The organism is Chromatiales bacterium, assembly GCA_024234935.1.
Lineage (GTDB): Bacteria > Pseudomonadota > Gammaproteobacteria > Steroidobacterales.
This window is the reverse complement of the sequence record JACKNI010000001.1, coordinates 1,019,626-1,039,735: the sequence shown is the minus strand read 5'-3', so window position 1 is coordinate 1,039,735 and position 20,110 is coordinate 1,019,626. Positions and strand designations below refer to the sequence as shown.

The 20,110-nt window shown below is 62.6% G+C and carries 21 protein-coding genes; 8 read left to right on the top strand and 13 right to left on the bottom strand.

Annotated features, from left to right (window positions below; translation table 11 throughout):
- Positions 1–21 precede the first annotated feature (21 nt).
- The gene (locus H6979_04970; GenBank protein ID MCP5139186.1) at positions 22–678 is read left to right on the top strand and encodes a DsbA family oxidoreductase; all 657 of its coding nucleotides are present in this window, start codon (positions 22–24) and stop codon (positions 676–678) included.
- A 30-nt stretch (positions 679–708) separates the two neighbouring features.
- Here the strand turns inward: H6979_04970 and H6979_04965 are convergent, their stop codons facing one another.
- Together H6979_04965 and H6979_04960 are read right to left on the bottom strand one after the other, a co-directional pair.
- Positions 709–1,623 (bottom strand): peptidylprolyl isomerase, encoded by a 915-nt coding sequence (locus H6979_04965; protein MCP5139185.1) that lies wholly within the window; start codon positions 1,621–1,623, stop codon positions 709–711.
- Between the two features lie 32 nt (positions 1,624–1,655).
- Positions 1,656–3,461 carry a DEAD/DEAH box helicase gene (locus H6979_04960; GenBank protein ID MCP5139184.1) on the bottom strand — a complete coding sequence of 602 codons (1,806 nt, stop codon included), beginning with the start codon at positions 3,459–3,461 and terminating at the stop codon, positions 1,656–1,658.
- Between the two features lie 137 nt (positions 3,462–3,598).
- On the opposite strand from H6979_04960, the gene H6979_04955 reads away from it, so the two are divergent.
- The 4 genes from H6979_04955 to H6979_04940 are packed head-to-tail and all read left to right on the top strand — an operon-like array spanning position 3,599 to position 8,120.
- On the top strand, positions 3,599–4,231 hold the full coding sequence (locus H6979_04955; protein MCP5139183.1) for a hypothetical protein: 633 nt from the start codon (positions 3,599–3,601) through the stop codon (positions 4,229–4,231).
- Positions 4,232–4,266: 35 nt separating this feature from the next.
- Positions 4,267–5,154, top strand: coding sequence for a class I SAM-dependent methyltransferase (locus H6979_04950; GenBank protein ID MCP5139182.1), 888 nt, complete (start codon positions 4,267–4,269; stop codon positions 5,152–5,154).
- A gap of 32 nt (positions 5,155–5,186) precedes the next feature.
- A complete protein-coding gene (locus tag H6979_04945) occupies positions 5,187–6,806 on the top strand; it encodes a peptide chain release factor 3 (protein MCP5139181.1) in 1,620 nt (539 codons plus the stop codon).
- A 30-nt stretch (positions 6,807–6,836) separates the two neighbouring features.
- Positions 6,837–8,120: a hypothetical protein gene (locus tag H6979_04940; GenBank protein ID MCP5139180.1), complete on the top strand. Its 1,284-nt coding sequence runs from the start codon at positions 6,837–6,839 to the stop codon at positions 8,118–8,120.
- Positions 8,121–8,128: 8 nt separating this feature from the next.
- On the opposite strand, the gene H6979_04935 is transcribed toward H6979_04940, so the two are convergent.
- Genes H6979_04935 through H6979_04925 form a run of 3 tightly spaced genes read right to left on the bottom strand, consistent with a single transcriptional unit; the run spans position 8,129 to position 10,699 of the window.
- On the bottom strand, positions 8,129–9,292 hold the full coding sequence (locus tag H6979_04935; GenBank protein ID MCP5139179.1) for an aromatic ring-hydroxylating dioxygenase subunit alpha: 1,164 nt from the start codon (positions 9,290–9,292) through the stop codon (positions 8,129–8,131).
- Positions 9,293–9,305: 13 nt separating this feature from the next.
- Positions 9,306–9,926: a response regulator transcription factor gene (locus tag H6979_04930; GenBank protein MCP5139178.1), complete on the bottom strand. Its 621-nt coding sequence runs from the start codon at positions 9,924–9,926 to the stop codon at positions 9,306–9,308.
- Positions 9,926–10,699 carry a sensor histidine kinase gene (locus H6979_04925; protein ID MCP5139177.1) on the bottom strand — a complete coding sequence of 258 codons (774 nt, stop codon included), beginning with the start codon at positions 10,697–10,699 and terminating at the stop codon, positions 9,926–9,928. The genes H6979_04930 and H6979_04925 overlap by 1 nt, the downstream gene beginning before the upstream one ends.
- 53 nt (positions 10,700–10,752) lie before the next feature.
- Between H6979_04925 and H6979_04920 the strand changes: the two genes are divergently transcribed.
- From H6979_04920 to H6979_04910, 3 genes are read left to right on the top strand one after another with little or no spacing between them, the layout of a single operon-like run.
- Positions 10,753–12,312, top strand: a complete 1,560-nt coding sequence (locus H6979_04920) for a PAS domain S-box protein (protein ID MCP5139176.1) — start codon at positions 10,753–10,755, stop codon at positions 12,310–12,312.
- Between the two features lie 60 nt (positions 12,313–12,372).
- Positions 12,373–14,118: an ABC transporter ATP-binding protein gene (locus tag H6979_04915; GenBank protein MCP5139175.1), complete on the top strand. Its 1,746-nt coding sequence runs from the start codon at positions 12,373–12,375 to the stop codon at positions 14,116–14,118.
- Positions 14,115–15,959, top strand: a complete 1,845-nt coding sequence (locus H6979_04910; GenBank protein ID MCP5139174.1) for an ABC transporter ATP-binding protein — start codon at positions 14,115–14,117, stop codon at positions 15,957–15,959. Before H6979_04915 ends, H6979_04910 begins: the two co-directional genes overlap by 4 nt.
- Here H6979_04910 and H6979_04905 read toward each other — a convergent pair whose 3' ends face one another.
- From H6979_04905 to H6979_04870, 8 genes are all read right to left on the bottom strand, one after another.
- Entirely contained in the window at positions 15,960–16,301 is a 342-nt protein-coding gene (locus H6979_04905; GenBank protein MCP5139173.1) for an alkylphosphonate utilization protein, read from the bottom strand.
- Between the two features lie 81 nt (positions 16,302–16,382).
- On the bottom strand, positions 16,383–16,889 hold the full coding sequence (locus H6979_04900) for a GNAT family N-acetyltransferase (GenBank protein ID MCP5139172.1): 507 nt from the start codon (positions 16,887–16,889) through the stop codon (positions 16,383–16,385).
- Entirely contained in the window at positions 16,886–17,161 is a 276-nt protein-coding gene (locus H6979_04895) for a DUF167 domain-containing protein (GenBank protein MCP5139171.1), read from the bottom strand. Before H6979_04895 ends, H6979_04900 begins: the two co-directional genes overlap by 4 nt.
- Positions 17,162–17,548, bottom strand: a complete 387-nt coding sequence (locus H6979_04890) for a hypothetical protein (GenBank protein MCP5139170.1) — start codon at positions 17,546–17,548, stop codon at positions 17,162–17,164. It lies immediately after the preceding gene.
- Positions 17,549–17,600: 52 nt separating this feature from the next.
- Entirely contained in the window at positions 17,601–17,804 is a 204-nt protein-coding gene (locus H6979_04885; GenBank protein ID MCP5139169.1) for a hypothetical protein, read from the bottom strand.
- A gap of 19 nt (positions 17,805–17,823) precedes the next feature.
- Entirely contained in the window at positions 17,824–18,483 is a 660-nt protein-coding gene (locus tag H6979_04880) for a class I SAM-dependent methyltransferase (protein MCP5139168.1), read from the bottom strand.
- A gap of 20 nt (positions 18,484–18,503) precedes the next feature.
- Positions 18,504–18,890, bottom strand: coding sequence for a hypothetical protein (locus H6979_04875; GenBank protein MCP5139167.1), 387 nt, complete (start codon positions 18,888–18,890; stop codon positions 18,504–18,506).
- A gap of 11 nt (positions 18,891–18,901) precedes the next feature.
- Positions 18,902–19,969, bottom strand: coding sequence for an NADP-dependent oxidoreductase (locus tag H6979_04870; GenBank protein ID MCP5139166.1), 1,068 nt, complete (start codon positions 19,967–19,969; stop codon positions 18,902–18,904).
- Positions 19,970–20,110: the final 141 nt, after the last annotated feature.

Below are 20,110 nucleotides of genomic sequence, written 5' to 3'. Positions count from 1 at the left end.
GCGGGCGCTTAAACTGCGGTCGTGCAGACGCCGGCCCAGATCCAGATCGTTTCCGACTTCGTATGCCCCTGGTGCTATATCGGCAAGCGGCGGCTTGAAGCCGCGCTGGCCCTGCGTCCGGACCTTGAGGCAGGGATTTCGTGGCTGCCGTTCCAGCTCAGTCCCGATATGCCGCGCGAGGGCAAGGACCGGCAGGCGCACTATGCGGAAATCTTCGGCCCGGAGCGGGCCAGGGCCATCGGCGAGAAAATGATCGCGACTGCGGCTGCCGACGGGCTGGTCTTCGCGACGCTCCCCGGTGCCCGTTCGCCAAACACGCTTGCCGCGCACCGGTTGATGTACTGGGCAGGCCGGATGCCGGGAATCGACCAGAATGAGCTGGCCGAGCGCCTGTTTGCCGCGCACCACACGCTGTCCGAGGATATAGGCGATCCGGCCGTGCTGGTGCGTATCGCCGCGGGAGTCGGCATGGATGGCGCGGATCTGGAAGCCCGGCTGCGTGGCAATACCGACGAGGATGCCGTCCGGGCGCTGATCGATGAGGCCCGCCGGGCAGGTGTGTCAGGCGTGCCGTTTCTGATCTTCGGTCAGCAGCAAGCCGTTTCCGGCGCCCAGTCGCCGGAGGTATTTGCGGAATTTCTCGACCAGGCAGTTGCCGGTCGCAGACGCGGTGGCTGACGCGCCTGCGACCGGGTGCCGGTCAGTTCTCTAGCCGCCGCTCGCCGGCGCCTCAGGCGCCGCTGCGCCTTCCGTGGCGGGTGGCCGGGGCTCGCCGAATTCAGGTGCGATTGCCTTGATCTTCTTCTTCGCTTCGGCCTCGAGGGTTTTTTTCATCGCCTCAAAGGCCGCATCCGCGTCGACGCCTGACTGCGCCTTCAGCTCTTCCAGGTACGTCTGGATTTTCTTGCGCTGGACCATCTCATGCAGGCGATCCTTGACCTCCGTCAGCGTCGGCAGGGTCGGTTTCCGCATGTCATCGAGCTGGATCACATGCCAGCCGAATTGCGTCTGGACGGGTGTGGTCGTGTACTTGCCCTTTTCAAGCGCGACGACTGCATCGGCAAAGGGCTTGACCATGGTCTGCGGTGCAAACCAGCCCAGATCGCCGCCGTTGCCGGCAGACGAATCCTTCGACTTTTCCCGGGCGAGTTTGGCGAAGTCAGCGCCGCCATCGAGTTTGGCGATGATTGACTTGGCGGTCGCCTCGTCTTCGACGAGGATGTGCCGTGCCGAATACTCCATCGGTACCGCCGCGACCTGCTGGTCGTATTCGGCACTGAGGTCGGCATCGACGACGGGATGCTCGTCCAGATACTGGCGCATCGCTGCTTCGCTGAGCACGTTCATGCGCAGCACGCGCAGCTGTGCGGCTACTTCGGGTTTGCGCGCCAGACCGGCCTTCTCGCCGGCGTTCGCCGCAATCTCCATGGTCTGATACTGGTCGAAGACCTGGCGCATTTCTTCGGGCGTCAGCTCCGCCGCAGTCTTGCGCGTAGCTGCGGTTATGAATGCCTCAAAATTCGCGGCCGACTCCTCGGGAGTTGGCGGCTCGATGTCTTTCTTGACGCAGGCCGACAGCAGCAATATGGCGGCAAGCGCCGGGAGATATAGACGGTGGTGCATAAGAGCCTCTTTGTCCTGTGGCGACGGTGGTTTCAGGTTTTTCGTACGGGTTTGCCCAGTTTGCCTTTTTTGCGCGGCTTGTCACGACCTTCGGGAGCGCCGCCTGCAAAGGGCGAGCCGTCCGGACGGATCTGCAGCTGCTGACCGACGACCCGGACGGTTTTCAGATGGCTGAGGATTTCCCTCGGCATGCCTTCAGGCAGGTCGATCAGGGAATGATCGTCGCGGATATCGACGCGCCCGATGTACTGGTTTTCGAGTCCGGCCTCGTTGGCGATCGCGCCGACGATATTGCCCGGTTTCACGCCATGCTGATGACCGACGGCGAGACGGTAACGGACCATGCCCGGCCGGACCGGTGCCTGCGAGCGTGGCGCACGCTTGTCAGGCGGACCCGAATCCGGCCGCCTGGCCCGCTCCAGCGGCGAACTGGCCGCACGCTCGGGACGGTTCTGGCGCGCGGGCGGAGCTGGCCTGGGGGCGCGTTCCGCGCGCACCGGTTCGGCGACCAGCAGCGGCGAATCACCCTGGGCAATACAGGCAAGCGCTGCGGCGATGTCGCGCGCCGGGGTGCCGTGTTCGATTTCGTACTGCTCGATGATCTGCCGGTAGGTGGCCGCCTGCGGACTGGCCAGCGCAGCCGTGATCTTCTGCTTGAAACGCATGATGCGCTGGTCGTTGACTGCTGAAACGCTCGGCAGTGCCATCGGCTCGATCGGTTGCCGGGTGGCCCTTTCTATGGAGCGCAGCAGATGCTGCTCGCGATTGCTGACGAACAGGATCGCCTCGCCCTTGCGGCCGGCGCGGCCGGTGCGGCCGATGCGGTGGATATAGGCTTCGGTGTCGTAGGGGATGTCGAAGTTCACGACGTGGCTGATGCGGTCCACATCGAGGCCACGGGCCGCGACATCGGTCGCCACCAGGATGTCCAGGTCGCCGCTTTTCAGCCGTGCGATGGTGCGTTCGCGTTGAGCCTGCGCCATGTCGCCGTTCAGGGCCGCGGCTGCAAAACCGCGTGCCTCGAGCCGTTGCGCCAGCTCGTCGGTCGCAATCTTGGTGCGCGCAAAGATGATCATGCCGTCGAAGGGCTCGACCTCGAGGATGCGCGTGAGGGCATCCAGCTTCTGCATGCCGCTCACCATCCAGTAGCGCTGGCGGGTGTTGGCTGCGGTCGAAGTCCTGTTCTTGATGGTGATCTCGGCGGGGTCCGACAGATGCTTTTTGGCGATGCGGCGGATCTCGGCCGGCATGGTTGCCGAGAACAGTGCGATCTGCCGGCCGGGCGGCGACCTGGTGAGTACGGATTCGACATCATCGATGAAGCCCATGCGCAGCATCTCATCGCCCTCGTCGAGCACGAGGCAGCTGAGGTTGCGCAGATCCAGCGTGCCGCGGTTCAGGTGGTCGATCACCCGTCCCGGCGTGCCGACCACGACATGTGCGCCGCGCCGCAGGCCACCGAGCTGCGGGCCGTAGGCCTGGCCGCCATAGATCGGCAGCACATGGAATCCGGGCAGGTGGCGCGCATAGCTGTGAAAGGCTTCGGCAACCTGGATCGCCAGTTCGCGGGTCGGCGTCAGTATCAGGGCCTGGGGGCCGTAACGCTTGAGGTCCAGCCGCGCGAGGATCGGGAGGGCAAAGGCCGCCGTCTTGCCCGTGCCGGTCTGGGCCTGGCCGAGCATGTCGCGGCCGGCGAGCAGTGCGGGAATGGTGGCCGCCTGGATAGGCGACGGCGTTTCGTAGCCGACATCGGCCAGCGCGCGCAGCAGCGGCTCGGGAAGTCCGAGTTCAGAAAAGCTGCCGGCATCAGCGGGCAAAGCGGGGGATGAAACGGGCATTGGTGGCCTCAACAGGGCGGAATCCCGGCGAGCCGGGGCGCGAATTGTGCCACGGCAGGCCGCGGATTTCCGCTTCAGGTCTTCCGGGCTCGTATCAACACAGGGATACTGGGCCTTCAATCCACACGGAGTCTGCGATGTATTCGCTGCTCGTACTGTTGCTGGCCGGTGCCGGTCTCGCGCTGGCTCTCTGGGCTTTCCTCCAGTGGCAACTGAGCCGCTCGGCAATGATCCTGTTCGTGCTGCTGCCCCTGGCGGCCCTGCCGATCGAACTGCTGGCGGCCGGCCTCAGGCTCTGGAGCGGTGCGGATGAATCAGCCCGGGGGCTGGGTACCCTGGCGCTGAGATGGGCGCATCTCACGCTGCCGCTTTCGCTCTTCTCGCTGGCCACGCTCTGTCGTCGCGTGGGTTTTGCCTGGGCAAAGATCGACTGGGGGCACGGGGCCCTGTGCATTCTCGCCGTCCTCATGCTGATTTATCAGCTGCCGGGTGTGCTCAAGGTCGGCGTTCAGCCTGCGGCAGTTCCGGTGGTCAGCTGGCTGGTATTCGCCATGTATCTGGCCTGTGGTGCCGGACTGTGGCTGAGACAGCGCTGGCTGTGGCTGCTGGCCGGCATGTTGCCGGGTGTGTTGCTGCTGCTGGTGCCGCCTGGTGTTGCGGGTCCGCTTCCCCTCTATCTCGGCAAGCTGCTGATCCTTGCCGCGATGACGGTCACTATGGTGCATTTCACACGGCTGTTTCCGGTCGTACACAGCGAGCCAAGCGAGTAGATTGTCTGCAGGGGCGTAACCCGGGAGTCGGCATCATGTGTCTGCGAATCTTTTGTCTGGTGATGGCCTTGTCCCTGCTGGCCTGCTCGCCAGGTGGCCCGGTCCTCAACCCGGAGCGTTCTGCCGAACTGGCCGGCTCGGCGCGTGATGCCGCCACCCAGCCAAAACCGCCGCTGATGTCGGAGGCAGCGGTCAAACCGCCCGGTGCGCGGCCGCAGCCAGTCGACCCGGCTGAACTGGCGGTGTTGTCGGCACTGGCGAACGAGCAGCGCCCGGCGGCGGATCGCGCGCGTGACGCCTCGCGCCAGAGTGCGGCTGTGCTGCGCTTCTTTGGTATCGGGCCCGGCATGACGGTGCTCGACCTGTACTCGGGTGGCGGCTACTACACCGAGATCCTGTCGTATCTGGTCGGCCCGGAGGGGCGCGTCGTGGCCTACAACAACACGCCCTATCTGCAGTTTGCCAGGGACGAGATAGCGACGCGCTATGCCGGTGGTCGTCTGGCCAACGTCGAGCAACTGGTCGCCGAGAACAACGAACTCAGCCTGCCGGCCAACACCTTTGACGCGGTGCTGATGACCGATGTCTACCACGACATCTATATGGTCGATGAAAAAATCGGCTGGCCGCGCATCGACGGGCCGAAAATGCTGTCGGTGATTTTTGCCAGCATGCGGCCGGGTGCCGTGCTGGGCGTGGTGGACCATGCAGCAGTCCCCGGTACCCTGCCGGAAGCGGCAGCGGCTTTGCATCGTATCGATCCGGGTCTGCTCAAGCGGGATCTGCAGGCGGCAGGATTCGTGCTCGATGGCGAGAGCGACGTGTTGCGAAATCCGGCCGACGACCGCAGTCGTCCGGTATTCGACCCGGCCGTGCGTGGCCAGACCGACCAGGTGGTACTGCGCTTCCGTCGGCCCCGGTAAAGTGCTGTCGGGGTGCTATCCTTCGCGCCCTTATGGCAGCCCCCGACAAGCTCATCGAGTCTTCCCCGGCGCTCGCCCGCGAGGTCGGGCGTCGTCGCACCTTCGCCATCATTTCGCATCCTGACGCCGGCAAGACCACGCTGACCGAGAAGTTGCTGCTGTTTGGCGGGGCCATCCAGCTCGCCGGTACGGTCAAGGCGAGACGCAGTTCGCGCCATGCGACATCGGACTGGATGGAGGTGGAAAAACAGCGCGGAATCTCCGTGACCAGTTCGGTGATGCAGTTCGAATACGCCGGCAATACCATCAACCTGCTGGATACGCCGGGCCACGAAGATTTTTCGGAAGACACCTATCGCGTGCTGACGGCAGTCGATGCAGCGGTCATGGTCATCGATGCGGCGAAGGGCGTCGAGGCACAGACCATCAAGCTGCTGGAGGTCTGCCGTCTGCGCAACACGCCGATCATCACTTTCGTCAACAAGATGGATCGCGAGGTGCGTGCGCCGCTCGCGCTGCTCGAGGAGATCGAAGCGGCGCTGAAGATCGAATGTGCGCCGATCAGCTGGCCGATCGGCATGGGCAAGTCTTTTCGCGGCGTATATCACCTGCTGCAGGACCGCCTGTTGCGGTTCACGGCAGGCGGGGAGAAACGTACCGATGTCGAGCTGATCGAGGGTCTCGACAATCCGAAACTCGATGCGCTGTTTCCCGATGAAGTCGACGGCCTGCGTGCCGATGTGGCCCTGATCCGCGATGCGAGCATGCCTTTCGATCCGGAGCTGTTTCTCGCCGGTAAGCAGTCGCCCGTGTTCTTCGGTTCCGGTATCAATAACTTCGGTGTTCGTGAAGTGCTGCAGGCGCTGGTCGACTGGGCGCCGCCGCCACAGCCACGCGATGGTGGCGCGCGGTGCGTACAGCCGGCCGAGGAAGCCTTCAGCGGTTTCGTGTTCAAGATCCAGGCGAACATGGACCCGAAACACCGCGACCGCATCGCCTTCTTCCGCATCTGCTCGGGCCGGTATACGCCGGGCATGAAGGCGCGCCATCTGCGTACCGGGCGGGAGATGAAGCTCGGCAATGCGCTGACCTTCATGGCCAACGAGAGGGTGACCAGCCAGGGCGCAGTGGCGGGCGATATCATCGGCATATACAACCACGGGCAGCTGCAGATCGGCGATACGCTGTCCGCGGGCGAGGCGCTTGCCTACAAGGGTATCCCGTACTTTGCACCCGAGTTGTTCCGCTCGGCGCGCCCGAAAGATCCAATGAAAAGCAAGCAGTTACAAAAAGGTTTGCAGGAATTGGGTGAGGAGGGTGCGATCCAGGTTTTCAGCGCCAGGCAGGGCGCGCAGATGCTGCTCGGCGCGGTCGGTCGCCTGCAGTTCGAGATCGTCGCGCACCGGCTTTCTGCCGAATACAACGTCGATGCGCTCTATGAAGAAGTCGACATCTTTACTGCCCGCTGGCTGACCTTTCCCGATGAAACGACGCGCAAGAAATTCGAGAAGGATGAGCTGTTTTCGCTGGCCACGGACGTGGACGGCAACCCGGTTTTTCTGTCCGCCAACAAGTACAACCTGAAGCTGACGATCGAGCGCTGGCCGACCGTTGGCTTCCACGCCACGCGTGAGCATGGCCAGCGCTTGTAGCGCGCCCTGCAGACCGCCAGAGCCTTCAGCATGATGACCCGCTACGACAACAGCCTGAATGGCGCCTGCGCCTGTCGCACGCTCGACCCCGACCGGCTGCGGGCGCAGCTCGAGTCCGAGGAGTCGCTGGCCGGGCTGGCGGCCGAGATTACCCGGACCCGCCCGCACATGTTTTCCGCGACGGCGGTGTTCATCTCGCAGCAGCAGCTGGAGCGCATGGCGGCGATCATCGCTGCCGTCGAGAATGTGGTGAGCGTGCCCGGCTACCGGGCAGAGGTACTCGAGCGTGCGCCGGAGATGGCGCGCACGGATCCGGGTCCGCGCAGCGTGTTCATGGGCTTTGATTTCCATCTGGGACCGCAGGGGCCACAGCTGATCGAAATCAATACCAATGCCGGCGGGCCATTGCTCAATGTCGCGCTCGCGCGCGCGCAGCAGGTCTGTTGCGCAGAAGTGGGCAATGCACTGTGTTCGCCCACGGATCTGCAGCAGATCGAAGAAACGTTCGTCGGGTCATTTCGTCACGACTGGAGTCTCCAGCGTGGCGACTCACCGCTCTCCCGCATTGCCATCGTCGATGACGATCCGCCGGCACAGTTTCTCTATCCGGAGTTCCAGCTGTTCAGGCGGCTGTTCAGAAGTCATGGCATCGAGGCTGTGATTGTCGATGCGGCTGCGCTGGAGTGGCGCGACGGCAGCCTGTGGCACGCTGGTCTGAAGATCGACCTGGTCTACAACCGGCTGGTCGATTTTTATCTCGAAGCACCACGGCACGCCGCACTGCGCGATGCCTATGTGGCCGGCGCCGTCGTGCTGACGCCGCACCCCCATGCTCATGCCTTATATGCCGACAAGCGCAATCTCGGCTTGCTCAGCGATCCGGTGAGGCTGGCGGAGCTGGGTGTCGCGCCCGAGGTCCGCCTCGGGCTGAAGCCGGGGATTCCGCGCACGGTCAGCGTGAGCGCGGAGCAGAGCGAAGAACTGTGGAGCCGGCGTCGCGAGCTGTTTTTCAAGCCGGCGCGCGGCTATGGGAGCAAGGCCGCCTACCGTGGCGACAAGCTCACCCGGCGGGTGTGGGCGGAAATCCTCGCTGCCGATTACGTGGCCCAGGAAATTGCGCCAGCGAGCGAGCGCCTGGTGCTGCGGGACGATGTCCCGACCGATCTGAAGTTTGATATCCGCGCCTTCGCCTACGATGGCAGTATCCAGTTGCTGGCCGCACGCCTGTATGCAGGTCAGACCACCAATTTCCGCACACCGGGCGGCGGCTTTGCGCCGGTCTTCATTGCGCCGCTGCAGGAACTCACGGCATAGCCGGAAACTCAGCGCGCGGCGCGGTTTTTCAGCAGTGGTACCGGTTCGAGTACCCAGTTGCCAGTGGTGCGCCGTGCCGGACTCGGAATGGCAAAACCCGTGTCCTTGCCGTTGCGCCGGCTGAAGTCGTCCCAGTCGATCCGCCAGCCCCGCTCGTCGAACCTTGCCAGCCACTCGCGGTAAGTCACCACACCCTTGTCGGAGGGCGTGAGTACTTCCCTGATATTGCTGGTAGGTGTACGCGGCGGATAGACGTCGACAAGGATCTCGATGTCCTGTTTGGCAATGACCTTGTTGCGGGCATGGACCGGTCCGTCGTGCTCCGCACCCAGCATGAAATTGCGCATGTTGAGGAAGAAGATCCGGGTTCTGTCCTGGTCAACCGGCTGCTCAAAGAAGTACTGCCGGAACTTCTTGCCACTGCCGATGTTGATTTCCGTGACCATCGTGTTGGGGCCATGCGTGCCGCTGCCCGCAAACAGTTCACCGGGAGCCTGGCTGTCCGGGTCGACTGATTTCCAGGTAGGGTCGGTGAGCCCCGGCGTATTGAAGCGATGCACGAACCACAGGCCCCAGCCCTGCGGATGATCCGCTACATCGTATTCGCGGACGTGATAGGTATCGCGGTTTACGGCCTTCAGGCCATGCGTGGGATGCACGAATTCGTTGTGCGCCGGATCCAGGCCGTTTTCCATGGAGCGTTCGTAGTAGTAGTCGACGTCCAGCACCAGGATGGAGTTCGCCCGCCAGCCCTCCGTGCCATATTCCTCGACCTCAAGCAGCGGGGGGCGATCCTTCTCCGGCAGATCGCCGAGAAAGGCGAACACGATGCCGTACTTTTCCTGGACCGGGTAGGAATCGACCTTGGCGCGCGGCGGAACCTTCTTTCCGTAGCCGATGGACGGGATGTTCCTGCACTCGCCGTCTGCACCGAACTCCCAGCCGTGATACGGGCACACGATGCAGTCGTTGACGATCCGCGGCTTGTCGCCGAGTTCCCATGAGCCGCCAAGCGAGGCGCCGCGGTGTGTACAGGTATCGCTCAGGACATGGGCTTTGCCCTGGCTGTCGCGGAAGGCGACGAAATTGAGCCCGAGTACCATTGCTTTCTCGGGTTTCCCTGGCCCGAGGTCTTCACTGCGGACGATGGGATACCAGAAATTGATGTACATGGCAGCCTCCTGGTCAGGGTCGGGTTTCCAGTACCAGCGCCATGCGGACCAGGTGCGCCAAAGACCGTGTGCCCATCTTGTCCATCACTCGGGCGCGATGGATCTCCACAGTGCGTTCAGAGAGATTGAGGTCCAGGGCGATTACCTTGTTGGCCTGTCCGCTGACGATCATGGTCATTACTTCTTTTTCGCGCGGAGTCAGTGTCGCATGACGCCGGAAAATTTCTTCATTCTGGGACAATACCTGGCGCGCTTCCGCATCAGACTCCAGAGCTCGAGCGATCCGGTCGAGCAGATCCTGGTGTCCGAAGGGTTTCTGCAGGAAATCGAAGGCACCGTTCTTCATCGCCTGGACGGCCATCGGCACATCGCCGTGACCGGTGATGAAGATCACGGGCAGAAATGCGCCCCGTTTGGCCAGTTCCTGCTGCAGTTCCATGCCGCTCATGTCCGGCATGCGGATGTCGAGCACCAGGCAGCCGGCACGGTTCGCGTCGTACTGGGCGAGGAAGTCGCAGGCCGAGGCAAAGGGTACGGGGATATAGCCGACCGAATCGAGCAGGATGCTCAGCGAAGTGCGTACGCCTTCGTCATCGTCAACTATAAAGACCGTTTTTTCGGGTGTGCTGGTCATCAGGTCCGTTGTGCGGCATCGATACGTGGAATACGTGCCCAGAACCTGGCACCACCTTCGGGCTGGTTGCTGAAGCGCAATTCGCCGCCATGCTCGACCGCTATGGTACGACAGACGGCAAGCCCGAGGCCGGTCCCTTCTGCTTTTGTCGTGAAAAACGGCAGGAACATTTCCCGGGCTGCAGCCTCTGGTACGCCGGCACCATTGTCCATCACCGAGAGTTCGACAGCTGCTGCATCACTCGAAGTCGAGATCGTGACCTGTCGCCGGGCCGCAGGCAAGTCGAGGACCGCGTCCACGGCATTGCGAAACAGGAACAGCAGAAGTCCCTGCAGCCGTGGCCCGTCGCCCTGGATCTGCGGCAGAGGGCTGGAAAGATTTACAATGAGCCGGATGTTATGGTGCTGGGCGAGTGGTTCGATGAGCGGCAGCATTTCCTGTACGAGCGCATTACAGTCAGCTGCGGCACGATGAACCGGAAGAGGGCGAACATTGCTGCGGACCCGCTGGATCGCATCGCCGGCCCGCAGGGCCTGGCGGGTGATTTCCTCCACGATCTCGACGGCCTTGGTCACCTGTGTGGGGTCGCGCCGCAGCAGCGTCGCGGCACCCTCCGCATAAGCAGCAATGGCGGCAAGCGGTTGATTGAGTTCATGGGCAAAACCGGAAGCCAGTTCGCGCAGCAGGCATCGATAGGTGACGGCCACCACCTGCTCAAGCACGCGGTCCACTTGCGCGCCGGGCGAACGCACCTGATGATCGTGGGTCTCCATGATCGACCGATCCTAAACCGGCCTCGCGCTTTGCTCTCTAAGGGCTTACCCCTATGACCGCCGACCACGGCATTAATCCTTTGATCGCCATGCGGGTTGTCGAGCAGGCACCCGACGCGCTGATCCTGGTCGATACCGCCGGCCTGATCGTTTATGCCAATAGTGCGGTCGCCACCCTGTTCGGTTACGACCGGAATGAACTGATCGGCCGCAGTATCGAATGTCTGGTGCCAGAGCGTTTGAGGGGTGGTCACGCCCGCTACCGTGAGGGTTTCAATGCCACACCGGCCGCGCGGGAAATGGGCGCACGAAAGGTCGCGTTGTCTGCTGTGCGGCGGGATGGTACCGAGTTTCCGACCGAGATCCGGCTGGCACCGATTCATGACGCCGGAAAGCTGCTGGTGGTCGCGGCGGTCCGCGACATCAGCGAACGTTCGCGGATCACCGAAGAGCTGCGTGCGGCGCGCCTCGAGGCCGATGGCGCCAACCGGGCCAAGAGCCGTTTCCTGGCCACCGCGAGCCACGATCTGCGCCAGCCGCTGCAGACCCTGCAACTGCTGACCGCGGCACTGGGGAGGCAGGTCGATGGTCCGGCAACGGAAATCATCGAACGGCAGCAGCATGCGCTGCAGTCGATGGCTGATCTGCTCAATACCCTCCTGGATATCGGCAAGCTGGAGTCGGGAACGGTTACGCCAACGCTTGAAGATGTGTCGATCGGCGACCTGCTGGCGGAAATCAGGCAGCAATTCGAACAGATTGCCACCGCCCGTGGCCTGGCACTGGCGGTGACTGCCGGCGGCGAGTTCCTGCATACCGACCGGGTGCTGCTGCGGCAGTTGATCCAGAATCTGCTGACCAATGCGCTCCAGTACACGCGTGTTGGCGGGGTAAGCATCCGTACCGTACGCACCGCAACGCACTTGAACATCGAGGTGACGGATACCGGCGTAGGCATCGCGCCCGATCAGACCGAACGGATTTTCGACGAGTATTACCGCATGGAACGGCCGGGTGCAGGGCGCCGCGGCTCGGGGCTGGGCCTGAACATCGTCCGCCAGATCAGTCGCCTGCTCGGCTACAGCGTGGAGGTTGAATCGGAGCTCGGCCGGGGCACGACATTCAGGCTGGCCATACCGCAGGATCGTCTCGTCGAGGCGGGTATGCGCACGGCAGTCGTGCCGGCAACCCTGTCTGCAGCTGCGGGAGCGGAGTTGCTGAAGCCCTCGGTACTTGTCATCGAGGATGACGATGCGGTGCGCGGTGCGCTGGAGCTGATACTGAAGCTCAACGATTACCCGGTGCGGGTTGCAGCGACCGCCGAGGCTGCCGAAAAGCTGTTTGCGCGGGAAGGTCCGGATATCGACCTGGTCGTTACCGATTTCCATCTCAATGGCCCGGACAACGGGCTGCAGGTTCTGGACAGGCTGCGGCTTGCCGCCGGCCGCGATCTGCCCGCGGTGGTTCTCAGCGGCGATACCTCGCCGATATTGCGGCATGCGGGCCAGTTGTCGCGTGTTCAGCTGCTGCGCAAACCCGTCGAGGCGCGGCACCTCATTCGGACGCTGGAACAGCTGTTCGGAAGTGAAGAGGCCACCGGTTCCGGTCCTTGACCTTAAACCAAGGTTCAGGGTCTAAGGTGGCTGCGTTTACCGTAAAGGGATGTCTGGTCAATGCTCGGTGTCGATGACAGGCTGATTACGCCCGCGACGATCAAGTGGGTGAAGGTAGGGCTGGTCGCCGGACTTGCCACGATTCCCACCACCATCCTCTTGTACTACGTGCTCGGCATGGCAGTGGATGCTGCCTGGCAGGGCAGCAACATGCTGCGGCAGTGGTTCTGGGTGCTGTGCGGCCTGGTGCTCCTGAAGGCTGCACTGGCCTGGCTTTTCCGCACCGGACAGTTCCGCGCCTCGAGCGAGGCAAAGCTCAATGTGCGTGACCAGATCTACCGGCAGGTCGTGCGGCTTGGTCCCGGGCTGCTCGGCAAGCGTCGTACCGGCGAGATCGCCAACACGGCGACCGAGGGCGTCGAATACCTCGACTACTACTTCAGCGTCTATTTCGTCCAGATCTGGGTCGCGATCGCGATACCGGTCTTTCTGTGTTCGGCGATTTTCTGGATTGACTGGGTCGTCGGGCTCTGGATGCTGGCGGGTGTGCCGCTGACGCCGCTGTTTGTCGGTTCCTCGGCCCGCGGCTTCCGTCGAATCAGCGCACAGAACGCCGTCGTCAAGAACCGCAACAGCTCGCAGTACCTCGATTCGATCCAGGGCATGAGCACCCTGAAGTCATTCAACCAGGCGATCCGTCGCGGCAAGGAGATGGAGGCGGGCAACGAGGTGCAGCGCCGTACCACCATGAAGTTGCTGCTGGTCGCCCAGTCGCAGTTCGTGTTTCTCGAGTTGGGTTTTGCGCTGTTCTCCACCGCCGTGGCGATGGGCGTGGCGCTTTATCGTTACACCGGCGGCCACATGACGCCGGGTGAAGTCGTTGCCGTCGTGCTGCTGAGTCTGGAATTCAGCCGTACGCTGCTGCTGATCGGCGAGTTCTTCTTTGCCGGCGCACTGGGACGTGAAGTCGCCGCAAAGATCATCGAGTTCCTGAATGAAAAGGCACCGGTGAGCAGTGACGAAGGCGCACTTTCCGCGCCGCCCACCGGCAAGGCAATTCATATCGAATTGCGTGACGTGACATTTACCTATCCGGGTGCCGAGAAACCGGCGCTCGAGAACCTGAGCTTCAGCCTGGACCAGAACGAAACCGTGGCGCTGATCGGCCGCAGCGGCTCCGGCAAGACCACCGTGACAAACCTGCTTCTGCGTACGCTGGAACCCGATTCCGGCACGATCCTGTTTGATGGCATACCGGAGAAGGAGCTGTCGCTGGAGTGGATCCGCAAGCAGATCGCCCTGGTGCCGCAGGACCCGTTCCTGTTCTACGGAACAATTGCCGAGAACCTGCGCGTTGCGAAGGGCGATGCGACCGAGCAGGAGCTCATTGAGGCAACCAAGGCCGCCGAGCTCTACGACTTCATCAAGTCCACACCGGATGGCTTCGATACCAAGGTCGGTGACCAGGGTGCAGCGCTCAGTGGCGGTCAGGCGCAGCGCCTGGCAATCGCCCGCGCTTTTCTGAAGAACGCACCGATAGTGGTGCTCGATGAGCCCACCTCGCAGATCGACGTCGAGACCGAGATGTTGCTGAATCGCGCACTAGAGCGGCTGACGGAGAACAAGACGGTGCTGATGATCGCGCACCGGCTCAGCACCATCGAGCAGGCTGATCGCATCGTCGTGCTGGATGGCGGCCGGCTTGCGGAAAGCGGTACCCGCCAGGAGTTGCTGGCTCACGACGGCATCTACGCGAGCATGATCCGCACCAAGCGCGAAATCGAGAACACGAAGGTAGTCGCATGAGCAGCATTGAAGCCACGGCCGGCACCCTGGCCGGCAGCAACAGGAAGGCCAGCAATACGCAGGTCATCCGTCGTCTGCTGACCTACATGACACCGTTCAATACCATCATGATCACTTCACTGGTGGCCCGTGTACTCAAGATCGTCGCGCAGGCAGCGGTGCTTGGCATCGCGGCGGCAAGTGTTGGCATCTATATCGAGTCGGCACAGCCCGGCGTCGTGAACTGGGACGTCATCTGGCATCAGGTGAAGTGGATTGCCGCCGTGGGTACGCTGGTCGGCCTGGTTTCCTACATGGAGAACTACACCGGTCACTACGTGGCGTTCCGGATCCTGGCCGAGTTCAGGAACCGCTTCTACTACGCCATGCTGCCGCTGGCGCCGGCGCGCACTGCCAAGCTGCAGTCGGGTGATGCCGTGAGCCGGGTCATGAGCGACTGCGAGCGCATCGAGCCCTTTTATGCGCACACGATTGCCCCGGCGATCGCGGCGATCTTCGTGCCGGTCATCCTGCTGGCCTGGTGCTACACCGTGCACCCGATGCTGTTTTGGGTGCTCACACCGTTTTACCTGGCCACGACTTTTGGTCTGCCCTGGCTCGTCGCCCGTCTTGGTGGCGATGGCGTGGAATATCGCGAGCAGCTGGGCGGCGTGAATGCCTTTGTCGCCGACAGCATCCAGGGCGTACGCGATACGGTTGCTTTCGGTTACGAGAAGCGTCGCGCGCGGCAGCTGTGGGAAATCGGCAAGACGATGCAGGACGGGCAGGACAAGCTCTACGGCGCCGATGCCACGCAACGCGCGCTCGCCGAGGTCTTCATCACCATCGGTATTCTCGCCGCCGCCTGGTGCGGTGTGGAGCTCGCGCTTGCGGGCGAGATTTCCACCCTGACCGATCTGCCGGCCGTGATCGCCGTGTCGATCGTCGGTTTCTATACCTCGGTCGGCATGGCCAACAACTACACTGACTTCCGCGTGTCGCTGATCGCGGCACGCCGGCTGTTCGCGATGATGGACCAGTCGCCGGCGGTGCATGAAACGGCGAAATCAGCCGTAACCGGCCAGGTCGAGCCCTCGCTGCATTTCCGCAATGTGCATTTCGAGTACGACGCCGATGATGTCAGCTGGAGCCGGCAGAAGAAGGTCTTCGACGGCTTCACGCTGGATGTGCCGAAGGGCAAGCGTGTCGCACTGGTCGGGCCCAGCGGCACCGGCAAGTCCACGGTCGTGAACCTGCTGCTCCGGCAGTGGGATCCGCAATCCGGCCAGATCCTGATCGGTGATCGCCCGATTACGGACTTTCCGCTGGCTGACCTGCAGAACTGGTTTGCCGTGGTCTCCCAGCGGGCGTTCATTTTCAACGAGACGATTCGCGACAACATCCGCATGGGGTGTCATGAAGCCACGGACGCACAGATCGAGGCCGCGGCCCGTGATGCGGGACTTGCCGACTGGATCGCCAGCTTGCCGGAGGGTTACGACACGCCCTGCGGCGAGCGCGGCAGCAAGCTCTCGGGCGGGCAGCGCCAGCGCGTGGCGATTGCGCGGGCGATCCTCAAGAATGCGCCGATCGTGCTGCTCGACGAGGCCACCTCGAGCCTCGATGTGGAAACCGAGCGCGGCGTGATGCAGGCACTGCGCCGTCTGTCACAGGGGCGCACCACGCTCACCATCGCCCATCGCCTGTCGACGATCATGGACAGCGACCAGATCCTCGTCATGCTCGAAGGCCGGATTGCCGAGCAGGGCACGCATCAGGAGCTGCTGGCCAGGGGCGGCTGGTATGCGCGGATGTTCGAGATCCAGAAAGACGAGGTCGATGCCACGCTCGTGACCGGGTGATCAGGCTTTCTTTACGAAGCCTGACTTCAGCTGCATGGCGCCAATGCCATCGATCTTGCAGTCGATGTCGTGGTCGCCATCGACCAGGCGGATATTCTTCACTTTCGTCCCGACCTTCACCACCGACGACGAGCCCTTGACCTTCAGATCCTTGATGACGGTCACCGAGTCACCGTCGTTGAGCACGTTGCCGTGCGCATCGTGCACGATGCGTTGTGGTTCGGCGCTTTCCACTGCCACGTCTTCTGCCCACTCGTGTGCACATTCGGGGCAGATATACAGGGCACCGTCCTCATAGGTGTATTCGGAGCCGCATTTCGGACAAGGTGGCAAGCTGTTCATGACAACCTCTGCTGTATTCATTGACAGGGCAAGCCTTCACTCGGCGGCCGGTGTATTTGTTCGTGATGATACCTGTTCCTTTCAAAGGGTCTTCTCCATGACGAAGTCATCCATCACGAAACCCTTGCCGATATCCAGGACGATTTCCTCGCGTACCGTGAATCCGGATTTTCGATAGACGGCGATGGCGTCCACGTTCTGCTTGTTGACCTGCAGGCTCAACGTCCTGCATCCCAGTGAGCGGGCATGGGTTTCGATGTGGCGAAGCATGAGTCCGCCCAGTCCCTTGCCCTTGTGTTCATGCCGCAGATAGAGCTGTTCGAGCTTCATTTCGTCCGGCGTTGCTGTTCGCGCACAGCTGCAATAGCCGACCGGAATGGCGGACAGCCTCAGCAGATACATCCAGCGGTCATTGGCCGGCAGATAATGGCGCAGATTCTCCGGCGTGCAACGATCAGCCAGCATGTAGTCGATCTGTGCGACGCTGACGATTGTCGCGTAGTGCGCATGCCAGATCGTCCGGGCCAATGCTGCAACGACCGGAAAGTCGGCCTCCGTCAGCGCATCGAGGCGTGCTTCCCCGGTCATGATTTCGTGGTACGGGGCAGGAGTTCATGAATATCCGCCAGGGATAATCCATCGATCTCGACCACCTTCGTCTGCGATGTTTCACCCTGCAGGACCCTGACGGCATTGCGCGGCAGGCCCAGCGACTTGCACAGCAGCGCCACGACCGCCTTGTTTGCCTTGCCGCGCTCGGGTGCTGCAGTCACCTGTATTTTCAGTGTGTCGTCCAGCCACCCGGAAATCGCATTCCGGGAGGAGGCCGGGATGACCTTCAGTCTCAGTCTTGCAGCCATTCAGGCCTGTGCCCGGCCTGTCGAAACATATCTTGCAACTGTCACCAGCAACACAAAAAGCAGGCAAAGAACTCCAGCAATCAGCAGTTCATCAAGCCTCGGTGGAAATACGAGTACGAAGCCCTGACCCTTGATCAGGGACGAAAAGCTCGACACGGCAAACGGCATCATGAACAGACGAAAGGTCTGCCAGAAATCGACTTTCGTGCCGGCTGGCCTGGATACGCTCAGATTCAGCGCAATGCCTATGACGACACTGATGCCAACAGCGTTGAGCCAGATCCGCAGTGACGGATCGAAATAGAAGTAAACGATGGACAGATACCAGATCAGGTAGCACCAGAGAACGATCTTGCCTGTCTTCAGATTGCTCAGGTAACTGATCATGGAAAGCGCACTTGTATGGCTTGCGGAAGGTCTGCGGGACGCCGGCAGATACTCAGAGCCGGATAAAGTATGGAATAGCCGTGAGTATGATCCCGATTCCGACCAGGGGAATCGTGCTGGAAACAAAATACGGAAAGATCATGAGAGCCAGGCCGCAAACAAGCGGAACAACGGCGCGTTGCCTTTTTCCGTAAACGAACAGGCCGAGTCCGATCGAGCCGAACAGCAGACCCCACAGCAGCCAGGACTCGTTCAATGCAGCCTCACCTCCCGGATCATGTATGCACCTTGCGCCACACGCTTGCAAGCCACGGCTGTTGCTCGATCGGCAGGCCGGGCGGCCGGTAGTAGTGCTCCAGCTCGATGAAGCCGGCCGCCTCGACGAAGTGCTTCCATGACCCAAGGCCGTGATACACGCCGTAGCGGCTCCGGTTCCAGCCTTCCTCGTTGTTGCCCCGGGGGTTCGAGCTGAACAGCACGCCTTCGGGCCGCAGCGTTGAGTGCAGTTCGCCGAGCACGCGCGGAAGCTGTTGCGACGGCACGTGGAACAGCGAGGCGTTCGCAAAGATGCCGTCGAAGTGTCCGGCGGGGAGTTCGAGTGCCAGGAAATCCTGTTGCCAGACTTCGCAGCCGCTGGTCTCCCGGGCCATGACGGCAAACAGCGGCGAACCATCGAGGCCGATCGCCTCGTGGCCGAGCGCAGAAAAAGCCGCCAGGTCACGCCCGGGACCGCAGCCGAAGTCCAGTATGCGAAACGGCGACGTGCCACGAATATGCCGGAGGAGGGCATCGATGTTCTGGCGCACATCGTGATCGCGCGTGCCTTCCCGGAAATCCGCCGCGCGCTCGTTGTAGTGCGCGATCGTTCCTGCCGAGATGGCCGTTTCTGCAGGGCCTTTCCCGGCGCTTCTGCGGTCTGTGGGGCGGCTAGTGATGGAAATCTCCACCAGCCAGCTTAGCTGGCGCGATTAGCACCCAATAACCACGGCATGGCCGCAAAGATGATGAGCATGAGTACATAAACACCGCCTGCTACCGGATCCCGCTCCGCGAAGTACTGGCTGATGGAAATTCCGCGGATACCCAGTACGACCGAGAACTCCACCAGGACCAAAATTAACAGGGCCACTCCGCCAGACACAAGGTAACTCGCGCGATGCAAAGCGGGAAAGCGGTGAACAATGAACTTTGCCGAGAGAAAAATTGCTGCCAGCATCAGGGGAGCTTCCGCGAGTTCTGCCCGGAGTTCCCCGATACGGGGTACGAGAACCAGCACCCGGACGATGCCGAGCAGAAAGCCGACCCCGAAAACCAGACAGAAATAAATGAGGCTGCGAATCATCGATGGCGTGCCTATTGCCGCCTGCGACTGAACTCAGCCGCGCCGCGACGCGGTGTCAGCTGTTCCGGGTCCGGTGCGACCCGGCAGATCTTGATGCCGGTATTGCCGCCGCGGAACAGTTCGCCGAGCGCATCGGGCATGTTTTCCAGGCCGTCGGTGACGTCCTCGCAGTTCTTCAGCAAACCGGCGCGATACCAGCCGAGCAGGGCCTGTTCGGCTTCCTGGTAGCGGTTCCAGTAGTCAAACAGCACGAAGCCCTCCATGCGGGCGCGCTTGTAGACGATGCGTGAGTAGTTGGCCGGCCCGGGCTGTGGCTCGGCTGCGTAGTTGCTGGCGATGAATCCGCAGATCACGACGCGCGCGTGCATTGCCAGGTTGGCGAGCGCGGCGTCGAGGATGTCGCCGCCGACGTTGTCGAAGAATACGTCGATGCCGGTGGGGAACAGCTCGCGCAGGCGCTCATGCAGGTTTTCGGTCTTGTAGTTGATCGCCACGTCGTAACCGAGCGTGTCGCACAGCCAGCGACATTTGGCATCGCTGCCAGCGGTGCCGACCACCAGCCTTGCGCCCTTGATGCGGGCGATCTGCCCGGCCACGGAGCCCACGCCACCGGCTGCGGCCGAGACCAGCACCGCATCGCCCGCCTGCAGGTTGCCGACCTCCAGCAGGCCGAACCAGGCGGTTGCGCCGGCCTGGCCGAGGATGCCGAGGTGCAGGGAAAGCGGCTGCACGGGGCATGGAATCCTGTGCGTGCTGAACACGAACTCGGCCCCGCGCGGCTTCTGTATGGAGTACGTCTGCCAGCCGAGCGAACCGACGAAGATCTCGCCTGCCGCATGGTCGGGATGACGTGAGGCGATGACCTGGCCGATGCCACGGCCGCGCATGACCTCGCCAGGGGCGAGCGCGGGCAGAAAATCGCTGTAACCGGGTTCCAGATAACCACGTTGCGCCGGTGCCGGTGCGAGGCAGAGGGTCTTCACCAGGAACTCGCCGTCCTGCAGTTCGGGAATTCGGCATTCCTGCCACGCGAAATGCCGGCTGCTGATGTCCTCGTCGCGGGTGGGCAGGCGGGCCACACACCATCTCGCGTTTACTGCCGGTTGCATGGCTGGCCATGCTAAACGCAACGGAGTGCGGGCGCCATGCAGGCGGATCGGCGTCCGCGGGTGGCGTGATGGAGATGCGCGGCGCAGAATCTGCCGCGCGCCGGTTTGCGG